Below are 17021 nucleotides of genomic sequence, written 5' to 3'. Positions count from 1 at the left end.
ATGAACATAAAAAAATATATATACAGCGCATTTGTTTTTGCAGCAGTTTTATCAAGCTGTCAGAAATTGGAAGAAAAGCCTTATGGGTTAGTGAATACCAGTTCCTTTTATAAAACAGAGGCAGACGCAAATTCAGCATTAGCCTATGCTTATGCAATACTTCCCGAGGTCGGTTATTACTCCCGGGGTTATTACATCATTACTGAACTTCCTACAGAGAACTTAACGCAAAAAGGTGATGCAGGAGTCTCTAATTTTGAATTGGATGAGATCAGGACGACACCGGCAAATGCGGATTTGGATAATTTATGGACCTATTTATACCGAGGCATCGCAAGAGCTAATTCAGTGATCGCAAATGTTCCAAATGTAGAAGGTATCACTGCTGCTAACAAAAACCAAATTATTGGGGAAGGGTATTTTTTGAGAGCTTTGCACAATTTTAATTTAGTGCGATTGTTTGGAGCAGTTCCGTTAAGAACAGAAGTTATTGCTGATGCAGGGCAGGTTCCGATGGCTAAATCATCTCTCAGTGAGATATACAGTCTCATAGAAAGTGATCTAAAGAACGCAGAAGGTTTAATGAGTATTGCTAAAAATAAAGAGGGTAGAGCGAACAAAGTTGCCGCTCAGGCATTGCTAGCCAAAGTATACTTGCATTTAGCCTCTTCTAAAAGTTATAATTCCCCTGGATATGCTTTTGTGGATGATGCAGAGAAAAAGTATACAGATGCAAAGACTTATGCTGCTAAAGTGATTAATGATCAGTCTGTTTTTGGGTTTACCAATACACTGGTTGACATTTGGAATACAGCTCTATATAAGACAGCTGGAAGTGTTAACGAGCATATCTTTGATGCTGCTGTTGATCGCCTAGGTGTAAGAGAGGGTGAATATACGAAGTTACCAAACATGTTTCTCGGTTCTGATCGCCCCATGTCTATTCCCTATAACCCAAGTAACGCAACTAGTCCGGTAATTAATATTGGACAAGGCTGGAATCACTTTAGGACAGAAGCCAGTCATTACAATAGTTATGCAAACACTGACAAGCGAAAAACAGATCTTATTGTGTCTTCCTATACTAATTCTGGTACTGTTTACAACCTTGATATCAATTCTGCTTCAAGGCCATTTTCCAGAAAATTTATAGACCCAGGACGTGATGCTGACAAAATGAATGCAAATTCTCCTATTATCCGCTACTCTGATATACTTCTTATTTATGCAGAGGCTGCAGGTCCAAGTGAAGGGTATTCAGCAGTAAATAGGATAAGGGCTAGGGCTGGACTTGGTGATTTGCCTCCGTCTTTAGGTGTGAAAGCATTTCGTGATGCTGTAGTGGCGGAAAGAGCTTGGGAATTTGCATTTGAGGGTAATCGTTTATTTGACCTACGCCGTACAAATGGTATGGAAAAAATGGCGCAGGATTACCGCAAAACAATTACCAGTGGAGCATATTTCTTTCCTATACCGCAGAGAGAATTAGATACTAATCCGTTAATGAAACCATAAATATTCAACAATGAAAAGGAACAATAAACTAGTGGTTGTAATATTAATGATTACAACAATTTTATTCAGTGCTTGCCAAAAAGACCCCTATGATGATGTTGTTAGCAATGAACGCTCCATCGAAGCGGTGACCTTAGGAGATGGGTTGGCACAAATAGGACCTGCAGTTGTAGATAGACAGGCTGGGACCGTAGCAGTTAAGGTACTGATTCAGGCAGGAACAAATCTTTCAGCTGTGTCAGCCCAGATTCAAACATCTTATAAATCTGAAATAAAACCTTTATCTGGTGAAAAAGTAAATTTTGCAGCCAACAATAATAAATATAAATATACAATCACTTCAGAATCTGGAAAATCAAGAGAATGGACAGTTGAACTTATTCCATTTACAGAAACACTCCTTGGAACTTACACCATTCAGAAACAGGTTGTTTATGGAGGCACCGGGCCTGAATATGGCGGTGGTGAAGTAATAGATTTTTCAGCTAAGCCTTGGTTATGGTCAGCGACCACAGGTCCTTCATTGGAATTGGATAACAGACTCACTTTTGAGTTCCAAGGCGTTACTGCTGAAGGAAAAACCTACGGTAAGGTTACCAATAGTGCAGGTGCTGACGGAAAGTATGCCAATTACGTATTCATAGGAAATCCTCAAACAGACGTAAATAATTTTTATAGAAAAATCCCTATTGGCGAAGGTAAGTGGGAACGAGATTATACAACTAACGTTGTGAAATTTACCTCATCGACCGGCATCGTTTCAGTCGCAACTTTCAGAGGTGCCGGTAGCTTGTCTCTTGGAAACAATAACAATAAAACCATAACAGATAATTCTTTTGACTTTCCTTTAGAAGGGGTGGATGACTACAGTAAGATATACTCCGATTACGACAAGGTTGTCAGAAAGCCGAGAAGATTTTGGGTCGATGTGAAAAAGCTATAAATAAAGAGTCAAGGTTAATTATCATCTAGATCCGCTGGACGAAAAATATATTTTTAGAATTAAAAAATTATGAGAAAACAGATTATTAACGGATTAATGTTTCTAGCCATACTCATTTTTACTTCGTGTAAAGGTGGTGAGGATATAAATCCAGAGCCAAGTATTGACGTTGTCAAACCACCAGTTGGGGTATCAATTTCTCCTTTCAAAACAATTAATTACCTCAACGAGATTTCTGGAAATAAAACGGTGGCAGGCATGCACAACCGCGAACCGAATTCAGATCCAACCAGGTGGACCGAGGAAGTAAAAACGGTGACCGACAAATATCCTGCACTTTGGAGTGGAGATTTTCTTTTTCAGGCAGATAATATTAATAATCGTCAGATTATGATCGACCAAGCTGTTAACCAATGGAAAAAGGGAGCAATTATCAATATCATGTGGCACGCTTGCAATCCAGCCAATTCTCAGCCTTGTGGCTGGGATGATGGGAAAGGTGTAATGAGTTCACTAAGTGATGAGCAGTTCACACAACTAATTACGGATGGCACTGCAATAAATACCAAGTGGAAACAGATGATGGATGAGGTTTGTATTTATCTTCAGCAATTAGAGGATAAGGGTGTGGAAGTTTTATGGCGTCCCTTGCACGAGATGAACCAAGGGAAATTTTGGTGGGGGGGAAGGCCTGGAGCCAATGGTACTCGAAAACTTTATCAGCTTACACATGATTATATGACTAAAACAAAAGGTTTGTCAAATTTGATTTGGGTATGGAACATACAGGATTTTGGTAGTTTGTCAAGTGATGTAAATACCTATAATCCAGGTGATAATTATTTCGATGTGGTGTCAATGGACATGTATTTCTCTGATGGTTCAGGTTACACTGCAGCAAAGTATAAAACAATACTTGATATCGCCAAGGGAAAGCCAATTGCAATTGGAGAGTGCGAAAAATATCCTACTCCCCAACAGTTATTGGAGCAGCCTAAATGGACCTTCTTTATGGGATGGTCTGAGCTGGTATTTAAAGAACAGAGCAATACCCAGGCGCAGATTAAAGCATTACACAACGCGGTAAATGTGGTAACACTCGACGAAATGCCGGGTTGGAATAGATAAAATTCAGCGTTATTTATTTGATTTAAGCAATTTAGAATAGGAAAATTACCAGGATTAAATTATAAAGAATTTAATAAAAAGAATGGATCAAAAACTAAAATTGAAAGAAAAAGTTGCTTACGGATTTGGGGATTTTGCCTCATCTATGTTTTGGAAAATTTTTTCGGTGTATCTACTGTATTACTACACGGATGTTTTCGGAATATCAGCAGCTATAGTTGGTACGATGTTCCTGATCACCAGAATATGGGATACGGCCCTGGATCCAATTATTGGAATTATAGCTGACAGGACCAATACAAAATGGGGCAAGTTCAGACCTTATCTATTGTGGGTAGCTATCCCTTTTGGGATAGTCGGCGTACTTACTTTTACCACGCCAAATCTAAGTTTAGCCGGGAAAGTAATTTATGCATACGTCACTTACACCCTTATGATGATGGTCTATTCAGCAATCAATGTGCCATATGCCTCTCTAATGGGGGTTATGACATCGAACATCAAAGACCGAACTGCGCTTTCTACCTATAGATTTGTTTTCGCCTTTGCGGGTAGTATCCTGGTGTTAGCTACGGCAGAGCCCTTGGTAAGTTGGTTCAGCCAAACAGCATCAGGAATAGATGCACAAAGAGGGTGGTTGTTTACGATGGTTTTATATGCTTGCATTGCTGCTGTTTTCTTTTACTTCACATTTGCGTGGACAAAAGAGAGAATAAGTCCACCAAAGGAACAAAAGTCATCTCTTAAAGATGATTTGAAAAATTTAGCTAAAAACAAACCTTGGTTCATTCTGCTGGGAGCTGGGGTTTCAACACTAATATTCAATTCCTTGAGAGATGGATCAGTCATTTATTATTTCAAATATTATTTTCAAAGCCAACAGGCCTTCGAGTTACCCATATTTAAAATAGCCATTAACTACAGCACACTTTACTTGGTTTTAGGACAGGCGGCCAACATTGCTGGAGTCGTTTTGGCAAAACCAATCTCGGATAAGATAGGTAAGAAAAATACCTTTCTCTATGCAATGGTGATTGCTGCACTTTTGAGCTGTGTGTTCTATTTCTTCAAAGAGAACGATCTAATGTTAATTTTCACTTTTCAATTTTTGATTAGTATATGTGCTGGCTGTATTTTTCCACTACTATGGTCCATGTACGCTGATATTGCTGACTATTCTGAATGGAAAACAGGAAGACGCGCGACTGGGCTGATTTTTTCCTCGTCCTCCATGTCGCAAAAGTTGGGCTGGACACTTGGAGGAGCCCTAACCGGTTGGATGCTTGCGATTTATGGTTTTGAAGCAAATGTTTCTCAAACAATAGAGACACAAAGTGGCATCAGGATGATGTTAAGTTTTATACCCGCAACAGGTGCAGCACTCTCGGCAGTTTTCATTGGTTTTTACAAATTAAACGATTCATTAATGAATACAATATCCGGAGAACTGGAACAGAGAAGAACAAAAGATAAAATAGAGCAAGAAAATTAACAACTCGTTATCTATTTAAAATTTGATAACCAGTTAATTGAATAATAGTAGAGTGTATAGAATTATACTATCACAAATAAAATTAATACATAAGAAGAGCATGACATCCATTTTTAAGAATCGTATAGCGCTTTTAGCAAAAGCACAGGATTTACTGATAAACAAAGAAAACCTGAAAGAAGAAGAGGGCAATGGAATATTCGAAAGATACAAATATCCAGTACTTACCGCGGCACATGTGCCATTAACATGGAAGTATGATTTCGATCCGACTTCTAATCCATATTTTATGGAACGCATTGGCTTCAATGCAGTGTTCAATGCCGGAGCGATAAAGTACAAAGGGAAATACATTATGGTTGCCCGCGTGGAAGGATCTGATAGAAAGTCATTTTTTGCTGTTGCAGAAAGTGATAATGGTATAGATGGATTTAGGTTCTGGGACTATCCCATTGTTTTTGATGCCTACGATAATGCGGATACCAATGTTTATGATATGCGTATTGTCGAGCATGAGGATGGCTGGATTTATGGTCTGTTCTGCACAGAAAAGCGTGATCCGTCCGCTCATGACGGAGATCAAACCTCAGCGCTGGCACAGTGCGGTATAGTCAGGACCAAAGATTTAAAAAATTGGCATCGGTTAGCAGACCTTAAAACACCCTCCCCGCAACAAAGAAATGTGGTCTTACACCCAGAATTTGTAGACGGTCAATATGCCTTTTATACAAGGCCGCAGGATAGCTTCATAGAAGCTGGTAGTGGCGGTGGAATTGGTTTTGGTTTATCGAAGTCTATCGAAAATGCTGAGATCGACCACGAATTTATTATATTTAAAAAAGAATACCATACTGTATATGAGGCCAAAAACGGGCAGGGGCCAGCTCCAATAAAAACCGACAAGGGTTGGTTACATCTAGCTCATGGTGTGAGAAATACTGCCGCAGGTTTAAGGTACGTCTTATACATGTTTATGACAGACTTAAATGATCTTACCAAAGTGATTCACAAACCTGGAGGATATTTCATCGCTCCAGAGGGTGAGGAAAGAGTTGGCGATGTTTCTAATGTTGCGTTTTGTAATGGTTGGATTTTGGATGAAGACGGGAAAGTTTTTATTTACTACGCCTCATCTGATACACGTATGCATGTTGCAACTTCAACTTTGGAAAAACTTAGTGATTATGTAATCAATACTCCAGAAGATGGTTTGAAATCTTCGTTAACTGTTGACACAATTGTGAATCTTGTTAACAAAAATAAAGCAACCGCTCTTGCAGAAACGCAAAACAACAAAAGTTTAACCTATTAGTGTATTCCTAAAGGTAATAGAATAGGAGTTGTAAAATATTTATTAATCACTAAGAGGACCTTTCGCTAATAAATAATAAACGGTTTGACTGGTGAAAAGTCATAAAGTATCATTCACGAAATATCCAGAGGTTCAATGTTAAATGCTGAAACCTTTGGATATTTTCCTCAGCTTACGCCCTAAATGATAGTTATAAATATCAGGATTTTTTGAAAGGGGCTTTCAATATGTGGAAAGCAAAATTACAGACGTATATTACTTACAGTTTATAATTTGATATATTTTGTGGAATACTCATTAACTATAAAAAATATTTTATTTCTATACTTAGCGCAAGTCAATTGATATTAAGCTATGGGTAAATTACTATCATCAAATCTAAAATCGTTGTCTTTTAGATATAAGGTAGATACTTACAGGCTTTAAGGGCAGAATGTTGATTTGATGCCCTCAGCTTATCAAATTATTACAGCAATATTAAACTAAAATGTCAAATAAAAATCCTGTGACATATTTTCAAAATCATATTGTCCATATGAATTTATCATTATACGTTTATAACACTTGAAAATTTGCAATATAATAAGATGCATACCTATGCTCAGGATTTTGAAAACCAATGGCTATTGATATGCGGCGTCGTTTTATCTTTCAATTATTTAGCTTTTTGAAAGCAAATTATAACGGAAAAAGAATGGTGCTTCGCTTTTGCTGTACATGATGCAAGTAAATATCGCCTCAAATCAGCAAATAATGAAGTGATTGTGATTATTGATGTGAATGTGCTCAAGCTTTAGCCGCTACTAAGCAAAACTCTCCAACAAAATAAATTATAATGATTAAAGAACAGATGATAAAAGGCTTTTGCACTATAGGATTTATGCTCGCTGTAATCAGTTTGAAGGCGCAGAACAAAATTATCGCTTTCGTTTTAGAGAACAGAAATGCGAAGCAATATGAAAAAGCAGAGTGGAAAATTGATTTAACTGCTGATTTTGAAAATCCTTATCTGCAGGAGGACATCTCGATGGATATGGAATTAAAATCTCCTTCAGGAAAGCGATTGGTCCTGCCCTGTTACTATGAATCTGGAGATACCAAAAAATCGACCTGGAAAGCAAGATTTATGGCGAAGGAAAAAGGAAAGTATACCTATAGGTTTCATCTGAAAAAGAACGAAAAACTTGTTTTCTCCACGGCTACTAAAACTTTCAATATTACAGGTTCCAAAAACAAAGGAATTTTACATGCGGGAAGCAACTGGGCATTTCGATTTGATAATGGTGATGCTTTCCGTGGTATCGGTGAAAATATTTGCTGGGAATCAAGAGATGATGATGATTCCAAATTCTTCAAGGCACTCCATGAGAATCCTAAGTACAATTATGAATATATGTTGCCGGCACTCTCCAGGCATGGTGGAAATTATTTTCGGACCTGGATATGTTCCTGGAATTTACCGCTGGACTGGAAGAGCGGTATTAATAATAAACGCTACACCAATTCTTCAGCTTATTTCAATCCCAGTGCGATCGCAAAAATGGATAGGCTGGTCAACCTTTCAGATTCGCTAGGTTTATACATGATGCTCACCTTGGGTCCGGGTTCTTATGATGCAAAGAACGGTCGCTATCAGGTATCCACCGCTGAGTTTTTCAAGGATCCAAGAGCTAAAAAACAGTACTATAACCGACTGCGTTTTATTGTTGCCCGCTGGGGATACAGCGCTGCAATTGGTGCATGGGAATTTTTTAATGAAATTGACAATGTCCAGTTCCGAGATAAGAACAATCCAATACCAGCTGAAGATATTGTGCAATGGCACAAAGAAATGGCTGAATACATGAAAAAAATTGATCCATTTAATCATTTGGTTACCACCAGTATATCCCATAGGGATCTAAAAGGTTTAAACAGTATCAGTGATATTGATTTTAATCAAAAGCATATCTATAAAAACAACAGGGCACTCCCAACGACAATTGTGAATTATACAAAGGAATTCAGTAAGCCATATGTGATCGGTGAGTATGGTTATGAATATGACTGGTCGAAAAACTTTGACCTTTTTGCCCAGGAGATGGACAGTGACTTTAAAAGGGGACTTTGGTATGGCCTGTTTTCTCCAACACCTGTTTTGCCACTGTCCTGGTGGTGGGAATATTTCGACAATAGGGGGACTGATACTTACATTCGTAAGGTGAGGATCATACAAGACAGGATGATGATGGCTGGGAAAGGTAATTTTGATATTTTTTCTGTCTCGTCATCTAATTCAGACATGGAACTATATAGCGTCAAATGCGGAAATGAGTATTATATCTATCTGTATAACCCTAAAAAAGAAAAACTCACAACCAAAATCAACATACCTTTAATATCTGCAGTCTATTCTGCAGAAAGATATGATTGTGAAACTGGGAAATTCTCTGCATTAAATGACATTACATCTATTGATAATAAGGCTCAGATTTCTACAGTGGTCTTAAATCCCGGTACCGATGCTGTTTATATTTTAAAGAAGAAATAAATTATGAAAATACTTAAATACGCACTTTGTCTTATTGTAAACCTCAGTTTGATCGGGCAGGTTAAGTCCCAGAAAACGGTAGTGATTCCGAAATTGAAAAAAGCAATCGGACCAACCAGGTTCAAAAGCCTGAATTATCTGTATGCCATTTCAGGAAAATATACCATTGCCGGCATCCATAACCGGGAACCGAATGCTGAACCCGCGAAATGGACTGTTCAGATAAATGTCACGACCGGAAGATACCCGGGATTATGGAGCGGCGATTTTCTTTTTCAGCAGGAAAATATTTCCAACCGACAAAAGATGATAAACGAAGCGTCCAAACAGTGGAGCAAGGGTTCAGTCGTTAATGTCATGTGGCATGCCTGTAATCCTGCACTGGAGCAACCTTGTGGTTGGGACAAGAAAGGTGTACTTAGTAAATTAACAGATCAACAATGGTCGGAACTGCTTACCGAAGGAACCATTATCAATTTACGCTGGAAAGCGATGATGGATGAAATTGCAGTATATCTGCAGCAATTGAAGGAGAAAGATGTTGAGGTACTTTTCCGTCCGTTGCATGAAATGAATCAGGGCGTTTTCTGGTGGGGTGGAAGGCCGGGAGCATCCGGTACGCGAAAATTGTACCAGCTCACGCACGACTATTTAACCAAAAACAAAAAACTGTCAAACCTGATCTGGGTATGGGATATACAGGATTTTAAATCTTTGGCAAAAGATGCAGTTGATTATAATCCAGGTCCCGAATATTGGGATATTGCGGCGCTGGATATCTATGATGATAAAAGTGGTTTTAGTCAGGATAAGTATGATATTATGGTGAAAGCGGGAGGGAACAAGCCAATTGCTATCGGTGAATGTCAAAAATTGCCAAGTCCAGGGCAGCTCAAAACACAGCCAAAATGGACTTTTTTTATGGGGTGGTCGGAGTTGGTGTTTGAGCATAACACGAATGCAGAAATCAATAATTTAATAAATGCTGAAAATGTCATCACCCTTGATGAGATGAAAGGCTGGTAAACTGAAAGATGAAAAGATATTTGTTCATGCTGATATTGTTGGCTGGATTCCAGTCAAACGCACAAAAGCCTCAAAATACCTATAGCGTACAGGGCTGGTGGGGGCCTGCTTCACCACCTTACTCACCAGTGGTTGCAAATGATAAGAGTATAACTTTCCGTCTCAAGGCACCGAAGGCTTCGCAGGTAAACCTGATTTTCGGGGAATGGGCAGTGAATCCTGCTGCAATGACTAAAGATACGGCCGGTAATTGGGAAATTAAACTTCCTGCTCAGCAGCCAGGTGTATATTCCTATCAGTTCTGGGTTGATGGCATCACTATTTTGGATCCAAAAAATCCGGTGGTAAAATCAGGTACGGAACTTTATGGTAGTATCGTCGAAGTTCCAGGGGATGAGCCAAGGTTCGATGAGGTTCAGCAGGTTCCTCATGGTCTTTTGCAGTACATTAAATACCAGTCATCTTCACTTCAGAAATTAAGGGGAATGACGGTTTTTCTTCCAGCAGAATATCAACAAAACCAACAGCAGAAATTTCCGGTGTTATATTTAAGGCATGGCGGCGGGGATAATGAAACAAGCTGGACGCAGGCCGCAGGCAAAGCAGATGTCATCCTGGAAAATCTAATCGCTGAAAAAAAAGCCAAACCAATGATTATTGTCATGACCAATGGCCTTATAGATGGAAGCTGGGCCGGTGGAAGTTCAAAAGATGGCGTTGAGCAACTGGAAAAAGAATTGCTGGCTGATGTTATACCTTATATGGAGAAAAATTTCAGGGTCATGGCGGATAGAAAGTCAAGGGCCATTGCTGGGCTTTCCATGGGCGGGGGGCAGGCTTACATTATAGGGCTGAAAAATCTGGATAAGTTTTCTTATATAGGAGAGTTCAGTGCCGGGCTGCTGAGTGATGCTGCTTTTGACATAAATGAAAGAGTGCCATCAGTATTCTCGAATCCAAAAGAAGTTAATCAAAACATCAAATTATTGTGGATCGCCTGTGGTAAGGATGATCCAAGATATCAGGGGCATCTGGCGCTGGATTATACCCTAAAGGAAAAAGGTATAATTCATGAATTTCATGATAGCCAGGGCGGTCATGAATGGCGTTTCTGGCGTGAACAGCTCCATGGGTTTGTGCAAAGGATATTTTAAATAAATACACGCTTTCCACCATAATTTTCCCTGAATTCCTTTGGGGTACAACCTTTTTTGATTTTAAAAGTCCTGTTAAAATTGGCCATATTGTTAAAACCACATTTATAGGCAATCTCCGCTACAGATTGGGTGGTGTCAATAAGCATTCTGCTGATATGACCCAATCTGATTTCACTAAGGCTGTCAACAAAGGTGTAGCCTGTCCTTTTTTTGATAAACCGGCTGAACGAAGCCTCTGGCATGTTGGCGATTTTGGCCACGTCCGATAAGGTAAGCAACTTATCAAAATTACTGTTCATATACTCAAATACCTTTTCGATGCGCCTGCTATTGTAATTGAAATCCTCTTTTGTAAATGTGGAATCGGAGAGCATTCTATTATCTTTAGAAATGGAAAGATCATGCAGGATCGATAACAGTTCAAGCATAGAATGGAATCCATTCTTGTTACTTAAATTCAGGAGTCTTGGTGCAATTTTACTAATGGTATCAGCTGAAAACAACACCCCTCTTTTAGATTGTTCAAACATATTCCTGATAAAAGATAGTTGGTTGCGTTTCAGGAGTTTTTCATCTAGCAGATCCTTGTGGAACTGAATCGTTACCTCTTTAATTTCAGTACTCCGGCACTTATGTGTAAACCATCCGTGGGATAAGTTGGATCCCACCAGCACTAAATCCATATCATTAATTTCGCCAATATGGTCACCAACAATACGTTCTGCGCCTGGCGCATTGAGCACAAGGTTGAGCTCCATATCATCGTGGTTATGCAGCGGAAAATCGAATTCGGTTTTAGTACGTGAAAAAATTGTGAGACAGTCACTTTGTGTCAAAGGTGTGATTTCCCTTATCATATTATTTAACATGTTATATTTGGTATAGTGCTAAATTAAGCAAAATTCCGTCATCATAAAATATACATGTTAAGAAAATGGAGGAATATTGGTAAATAAATACCAGTGTAAATCGGGCTTATAATATAGTTTAAATGGTAATACGTGCAATAATCGGGTTTAAAGCCTAAATTTAATGTTAAATAAATATTTGATTTTGATAAAAATGTATTGATACTGTATGTAGCTATTTAATGTTTATATGTTAAAAAAGTATTAACACATAACTACTTGAAAATTTATTTTTGTTTAAAATATATTTTTAATGGACCATAAGCTATTGCATTTATCCCAAGAATTCAAAACTGAACTTGATAACATACTAAATTACTGGAAGACCAATACCATAGACCTAGATTTTGGAGGGTTCGTTGGTCAGATAGCCGAAGGTGAGTTAATTAATCCTGATGCTGAAAAGGGATCGGTTTTGAATGCAAGAATCTTATGGAGCCTTTCCGCGGCATACAATTTCAATGGCGATTTGCAGAATTTATATTTAGCCCAACATGGCTTTCAGTATATCAAAGAACACTTCATTGATACAAAATATGGAGGCGTTTATTGGTCGCTTGACCATACGGGAATGCCCAGGTATCGAAAAAAACAGATTTATGCCATCGCTTTTACCATTTACGGCCTTTCTGAATATCATTTGGCAACAGGAGATAATGAGGCATTGGATCTGGCTATAGCATTATTTCGCGATATCGAATCTCATAGTTTCGATCCGGTAGATGGCGGCTATTTTGAGGCTTTTGCAGAAAATTGGGATCAAGTACCGGATTTAAGGTTGAGTCAAAAAGATGCCAATGAAAAGAAAACAATGAACACGCATCTCCATATTTTGGAAGCTTACACCACGCTTTACAAAATATGGCCTGATGAACATTTAAAAAATCAGATCATTGGTCTGTTAGGTGTTTTTAATAAATACATTATAAATACAGACGGACACCTTGATCTTTTCTTTGATGAGAAATGGAACAGGAAATCCAGTGAAATTTCTTATGGTCATGATATTGAAGCATCATGGCTACTGTTGGAGGCGGCCGAAATGATTAAACACCAGGAGCTCATCTCGCACTTTAAAAGCCTGGCCATTAAAATTGCAGAAGCATCTGCTGAGGGTATGGATGAGGAGGCCATGATATATGAATATTCTCCGGTGAATAATCACAGGAATGATGAGAAGCATTGGTGGGTACAGGCGGAGGCCATGGTTGGTTTCTTAAATGCATTCGAATTATCAAAGAATCAAGTTTTTTTTGAACTTTTTGATAAAATATGGAACTATACAAAAAAACAGATAGTCGACCACCAGAATGGTGAGTGGTTTTGGGGGAGAAATGCGGATGGTTCTCTGATGGCGAAACAGGATAAGGCTGGTCTATGGAAATGTCCCTATCATAACAGCAGGGCCTGTATGGAGATTATTTCGAGGTTAAAGCATTTGCAAGAAGATTAAATGATGGGTTCATAAACCATACAGATTAGGCATTCAGGCATTACTTGGATGTTCATCAGAGACAAAATATCATTAAATGTTAAAATCCTATTAAAGTAATGGAAGGCTTGCACCTAAGTTTGTATGAACAAAGTATAAGTTTATGCCACGATATCCCCTTTCAAATTATCCGTCCAAGAATGCATTCCTGTTAATTTTGTTTTTAAATGCATTTCCTCTTCTGCTCCTGGCACAACTTAAGGTGGAGAGTTGGGAAACCAGCAATGACAAATCGATGCTTTTATCAAAAAAGAATATTGTCGAGGCGGGAAATGATGAGGCGGAAGTCATCAACATTAACGCAGCAAAACAATATCAGTCTGTTGATGGGTTTGGGTTTGCACTGACAGGTGGAAGTGCTCAGCATATTATCAGGATGTCTGCTACGGAGAGAAGCAAACTTCTGAATGAGCTTTTTGGAAACAGGCCTGGCCAAGTGGGGATCAGTTATATCCGCGTGAGTATAGGCGCATCTGATCTGAATGAGTACGTATTTTCTTATGATGACCTGAAAGCAGGGGAAACTGATCCAGGGTTAAAGCATTTCTCCCTATCGCAGGATGAAAAAGATGTGGTGCCTGTATTAAAGGAAATTTTAGCGATATCCCCAAAGATAAAAATTATGGGTTCTCCATGGTCCGCACCGGTATGGATGAAATCAAATCAGAATGTTCAGGGTGGGAGATTAAAGGATGAATATTATAGTACTTATGCGGACTACTTTGTGAAATATATAGAGGCCATGAAAAAGCACGGGATTGTTATTGATGCTGTGACTGTTCAAAATGAACCTTTTAATGATGGCAATACACCCAGCATGCAGTTTTTGGCTAAAGAAGAGCTGCGTTTCATCCGTGATCATCTGGGCCCAAACTTTAAACGCAAGAATATAAAAACGAAAATCGTTCTTTATGACCACAATTGTGATGGTCCAGAATATCCCATTTCAATATTGGCAGATCAGAAAGCGGCAGCTTATATTGATGGTTCAGGATTTCATTTATATGCCGGTCAGACGGCTGCCATGGGCAAGGTTCATGGTGCTTTCCCTGGGAAAAACCTCTATTTTACTGAAATGATGGCGGTAAGCAAGGATGGTGGTTTCAATACCGCCTATCCAGTAGGAAGGATATTAGTAGGTGCCTTACGGAACTGGAGTAAAAATGTGATTTTGTGGAATCTCGCGGCAGATCCCAGCTATAATCCTCATACGGACAATGGAGGCTGCTCAATATGCCAGGGAGCAGTGACCATAGACGGAGATAAGGTGGTTCGCAATCTTGCCTATTATGTCATTGCACACGCATCTAAATTTGTCCCTGTCGGATCGTATAGAATTGAAAGCAGCCTTACCACAAAGGTGAGTAATGTAGCCTTTTTAACTCCGGAGGGAAAACGGGTGCTTATCATTTCCAATAATTCAGAAGAGCCCCAATTGGTAAAAGTCGTTGAGAATAATCAGTCTTTCACTTACACTATAAATAAAGGGTCGTCGCTTACCCATATCTGGTCATTATGATAGAAATGAAAAAATATATAATTCTGTTGTTTCTCTTATTTTCTTCGAGCCTTTCATTCGCTCAGAACGATGTTTTAAAGAACGGTGAAACGTTGGTCACGCTTAAGGAAGGTAAAATCAGAGGAACTGTTCTCTCCAGCAGTGTGCTGGCATTTAAAGGTATTCCTTATGCGGAGCCTCCGTTGGGTGAACGCAGATGGCGATCTCCCATGCCTAAAAAGAAATGGGTTGGTGTAAAAGACGCTGTGGCTTTTAGTTCACGATCGCCTCAGCGGAATACTTACGATGACATGGTTTTCAGGAGTGATGTAGAAAGTGAAGATTGCCTATATCTTAATATCTGGAAACCTCAGATAAAGGATGGTAAGTCCTTACCTGTGGTGGTCTACATTCACGGAGGAGGATTTTCCAGTGGGGATGGATCAGAACCCAGGTATGACGGAGAAAGTATGGCTAGCAAAGGCGTGATTTTTATTACTATAAATTATCGGCTGAGTGTTTTTGGGTTTTTAGCACATCCTGACCTATCCAAAGAAAATAAACAGGGGAGTTCTGGTAACTATGGGTTGCAGGATCAGAGTGAAGCGCTGCGTTGGATCAAGCGTAATATTTCAGCATTCGGAGGAAATCCGGATCAGATCACCATTGCTGGGGAATCAGCTGGTTCTATGTCCGTTTCTGCTCAGCTGTGTTCACCGCTTTCAAAAGGATTGTTTCAAGGTGCGATCGGCCAAAGCGGCTCCATACTTGGGTTCGAACCTCCTGTTAGCCTGGCAAATGCAGAAAAAATAGGCGCCGAATTCGTAAAAGCCTGCGGAGCAAACAGCATCTCTGACTTACGTAAAATCCCAACGCAGGAGTTATTAAAAAGATCAAAAGATTACTGGTTCCCCTTAACAGTAGACGGTTATTTTTTTGTAGAACAACCACTAACTACTTATACCTACGGTCGTCAGATGGATGTGCCACTCCTGGCAGGATGGAATACTGCAGAGCGAAGTATGAATGCTATTCTGTCTAATCAGAAACCTACTGTTGAAAATTATAAAGCCGGAGTGGATAGGGTCTTTGCTTCAAAGAGCCAAGAAATATTTGCTCTGTATTATGCGAACACAGATGAGCAGGTGCCACAGTTGGCTACTGACCTCGCAAGCGATCGCTTTATTTCCTATTCTACATGGAAATGGATTGATGTGCACAGCAAAACAAACGGTCATCCTGTATATCGGTATTTGTTTTCTAGAGAACGTCCTGCTTTTATCGGACAAGGATCACATAATGCAGATATATTGGGTGCGGTACATGCTTCAGATATTGAATATGCCCTTGGAAATCTCAAGCTAAACAACAGTTATAAATGGGAAAGTGAAGATTTTGAAACATCGAAAGTCTTCCAGTCTTATTTGCTAAACTTTATCAAAAGTGGCAATCCCAATGGAGAAGGTCTTCCCAGATGGTTTGGTCTTCAAAGCAGTATTCCAAAAGTCATGATTATTGATGGGGAGAGTAAATCTTTACCTGAAAAAAATGGAAAAAGATACTTGCAATTTGATGGGATAGTGAATCCTTTCTAAACACAATATAAAAGGTACCTTGTTGGACCAATCTATTAAGTGCAGTTCCAATTAACCAGAATTGATTGACCCCTTTCCACCAGAAAAAAATTTTATGTAAAGTTTTACTTGCCTTTATTTTACGGAATTGGCGAAAAGGGGTCAAGTGTGGATAAACCAGAATAGAATGACCCCTTTGCACCAATTTTGGTTAATTATTAATTCATTGATTGATAATTAGTTATGAGAAAAATATTTTGGCAACAGGGGGGCAATGACGGTGGTTTGTTCACTAAGCCATCATTTCTTGCTATACCCGATTAAAAGCTTGTTAAATTTTTATTCATTGACCATCTGAAATATATGCGCAAAAAGGCGCCCGTTAATTTGCATTAATAACACCATCGTATGTTAGTTTATTAATGTTGAAATAATTTAAAAAGCTA

12 protein-coding genes are annotated in these 17021 nt (G+C 39.0%); 11 read left to right on the top strand and 1 reads right to left on the bottom strand.

From position 1 onward, the window contains the following. The 8 genes from ACZZZK_RS04120 to ACZZZK_RS04085 all read left to right on the top strand — a co-directional run bounded on the left by ACZZZK_RS04120 (window position 1) and on the right by ACZZZK_RS04085 (window position 11100). A complete protein-coding gene (locus ACZZZK_RS04120; protein WP_463483012.1) occupies window positions 1–1515 on the top strand; it encodes a RagB/SusD family nutrient uptake outer membrane protein in 1515 nt (504 codons plus the stop codon). Window positions 1516–1525: 10 nt separating this feature from the next. After that, window positions 1526–2458, top strand: a complete 933-nt coding sequence (locus ACZZZK_RS04115) for a hypothetical protein (protein WP_463483011.1) — start codon at window positions 1526–1528, stop codon at window positions 2456–2458. Window positions 2459–2527: 69 nt separating this feature from the next. After that, window positions 2528–3586, top strand: coding sequence for a glycosyl hydrolase (locus ACZZZK_RS04110; RefSeq protein WP_463483010.1), 1059 nt, complete (start codon window positions 2528–2530; stop codon window positions 3584–3586). A gap of 82 nt (window positions 3587–3668) precedes the next feature. Further along, entirely contained in the window at window positions 3669–5078 is a 1410-nt protein-coding gene (locus ACZZZK_RS04105; protein WP_463483009.1) for an MFS transporter, read from the top strand. 100 nt (window positions 5079–5178) lie between these two features. Continuing rightward, window positions 5179–6390 carry a glycoside hydrolase family 130 protein gene (locus ACZZZK_RS04100; protein ID WP_463483008.1) on the top strand — a complete coding sequence of 404 codons (1212 nt, stop codon included), beginning with the start codon at window positions 5179–5181 and terminating at the stop codon, window positions 6388–6390. 835 nt (window positions 6391–7225) lie between these two features. After that, window positions 7226–8920, top strand: coding sequence for a DUF5060 domain-containing protein (locus ACZZZK_RS04095; protein ID WP_463483007.1), 1695 nt, complete (start codon window positions 7226–7228; stop codon window positions 8918–8920). Between the two features lie 3 nt (window positions 8921–8923). After that, window positions 8924–9946 (top strand): glycoside hydrolase family 26 protein, encoded by a 1023-nt coding sequence (locus ACZZZK_RS04090; protein WP_463483006.1) that lies wholly within the window; start codon window positions 8924–8926, stop codon window positions 9944–9946. An 8-nt stretch (window positions 9947–9954) separates the two neighbouring features. After that, window positions 9955–11100 carry an esterase gene (locus ACZZZK_RS04085; RefSeq protein WP_463483005.1) on the top strand — a complete coding sequence of 382 codons (1146 nt, stop codon included), beginning with the start codon at window positions 9955–9957 and terminating at the stop codon, window positions 11098–11100. Here ACZZZK_RS04085 and ACZZZK_RS04080 read toward each other — a convergent pair. After that, window positions 11097–11861 carry an AraC family transcriptional regulator gene (locus ACZZZK_RS04080; protein ID WP_463483004.1) on the bottom strand — a complete coding sequence of 255 codons (765 nt, stop codon included), beginning with the start codon at window positions 11859–11861 and terminating at the stop codon, window positions 11097–11099. The two genes, ACZZZK_RS04085 and ACZZZK_RS04080, sit on opposite strands and share 4 nt — an antisense overlap. Before the next feature lie 403 nt (window positions 11862–12264). Here ACZZZK_RS04080 and ACZZZK_RS04075 point away from each other — a divergent pair, with 403 nt between their 5' ends. The 3 genes from ACZZZK_RS04075 (at window position 12265) to ACZZZK_RS04065 (ending at window position 16596) form a co-directional block, all read left to right on the top strand. Next, on the top strand, window positions 12265–13464 hold the full coding sequence (locus ACZZZK_RS04075; RefSeq protein ID WP_463483003.1) for an AGE family epimerase/isomerase: 1200 nt from the start codon (window positions 12265–12267) through the stop codon (window positions 13462–13464). A gap of 142 nt (window positions 13465–13606) precedes the next feature. Further along, the gene (locus tag ACZZZK_RS04070) at window positions 13607–15022 is read left to right on the top strand and encodes a glycoside hydrolase family 30 protein (RefSeq protein ID WP_463483002.1); all 1416 of its coding nucleotides are present in this window, start codon (window positions 13607–13609) and stop codon (window positions 15020–15022) included. Beyond that, the gene (locus ACZZZK_RS04065; protein WP_463483001.1) at window positions 15019–16596 is read left to right on the top strand and encodes a carboxylesterase/lipase family protein; all 1578 of its coding nucleotides are present in this window, start codon (window positions 15019–15021) and stop codon (window positions 16594–16596) included. Before ACZZZK_RS04070 ends, ACZZZK_RS04065 begins: the two co-directional genes overlap by 4 nt. The last annotated feature ends 425 nt before the right edge of the window (window positions 16597–17021 follow it).

Source organism: Pedobacter sp. AC163 (assembly GCF_979258665.1).
Note: the sequence above shows the minus strand (reverse complement) of the source record. Positions and strands in the feature narration are given on the sequence as shown.

What these genes read in the sequence shown, in the direction of transcription:
- ACZZZK_RS04110 (WP_463483010.1), top strand. Translation starts at nt 2,528, where the DNA reads ATGAGAAAACAGATTATTAACGGATTAATGTTTCTAGCCATACTCATT.
- ACZZZK_RS04095 (WP_463483007.1), top strand. Translation starts at nt 7,226, where the DNA reads ATGATTAAAGAACAGATGATAAAAGGCTTTTGCACTATAGGATTTATG.
- ACZZZK_RS04085 (WP_463483005.1), top strand. Translation starts at nt 9,955, where the DNA reads ATGAAAAGATATTTGTTCATGCTGATATTGTTGGCTGGATTCCAGTCA.
- ACZZZK_RS04105 (WP_463483009.1), top strand. Translation starts at nt 3,669, where the DNA reads ATGGATCAAAAACTAAAATTGAAAGAAAAAGTTGCTTACGGATTTGGG.
- ACZZZK_RS04120 (WP_463483012.1), top strand. Translation starts at nt 1, where the DNA reads ATGAACATAAAAAAATATATATACAGCGCATTTGTTTTTGCAGCAGTT.
- ACZZZK_RS04090 (WP_463483006.1), top strand. Translation starts at nt 8,924, where the DNA reads ATGAAAATACTTAAATACGCACTTTGTCTTATTGTAAACCTCAGTTTG.
- ACZZZK_RS04065 (WP_463483001.1), top strand. Translation starts at nt 15,019, where the DNA reads ATGATAGAAATGAAAAAATATATAATTCTGTTGTTTCTCTTATTTTCT.
- ACZZZK_RS04075 (WP_463483003.1), top strand. Translation starts at nt 12,265, where the DNA reads ATGGACCATAAGCTATTGCATTTATCCCAAGAATTCAAAACTGAACTT.
- ACZZZK_RS04100 (WP_463483008.1), top strand. Translation starts at nt 5,179, where the DNA reads ATGACATCCATTTTTAAGAATCGTATAGCGCTTTTAGCAAAAGCACAG.
- ACZZZK_RS04070 (WP_463483002.1), top strand. Translation starts at nt 13,607, where the DNA reads ATGCCACGATATCCCCTTTCAAATTATCCGTCCAAGAATGCATTCCTG.
- ACZZZK_RS04080 (WP_463483004.1), bottom strand. Translation starts at nt 11,861, where the DNA reads ATGGAGCTCAACCTTGTGCTCAATGCGCCAGGCGCAGAACGTATTGTT.
- ACZZZK_RS04115 (WP_463483011.1), top strand. Translation starts at nt 1,526, where the DNA reads ATGAAAAGGAACAATAAACTAGTGGTTGTAATATTAATGATTACAACA.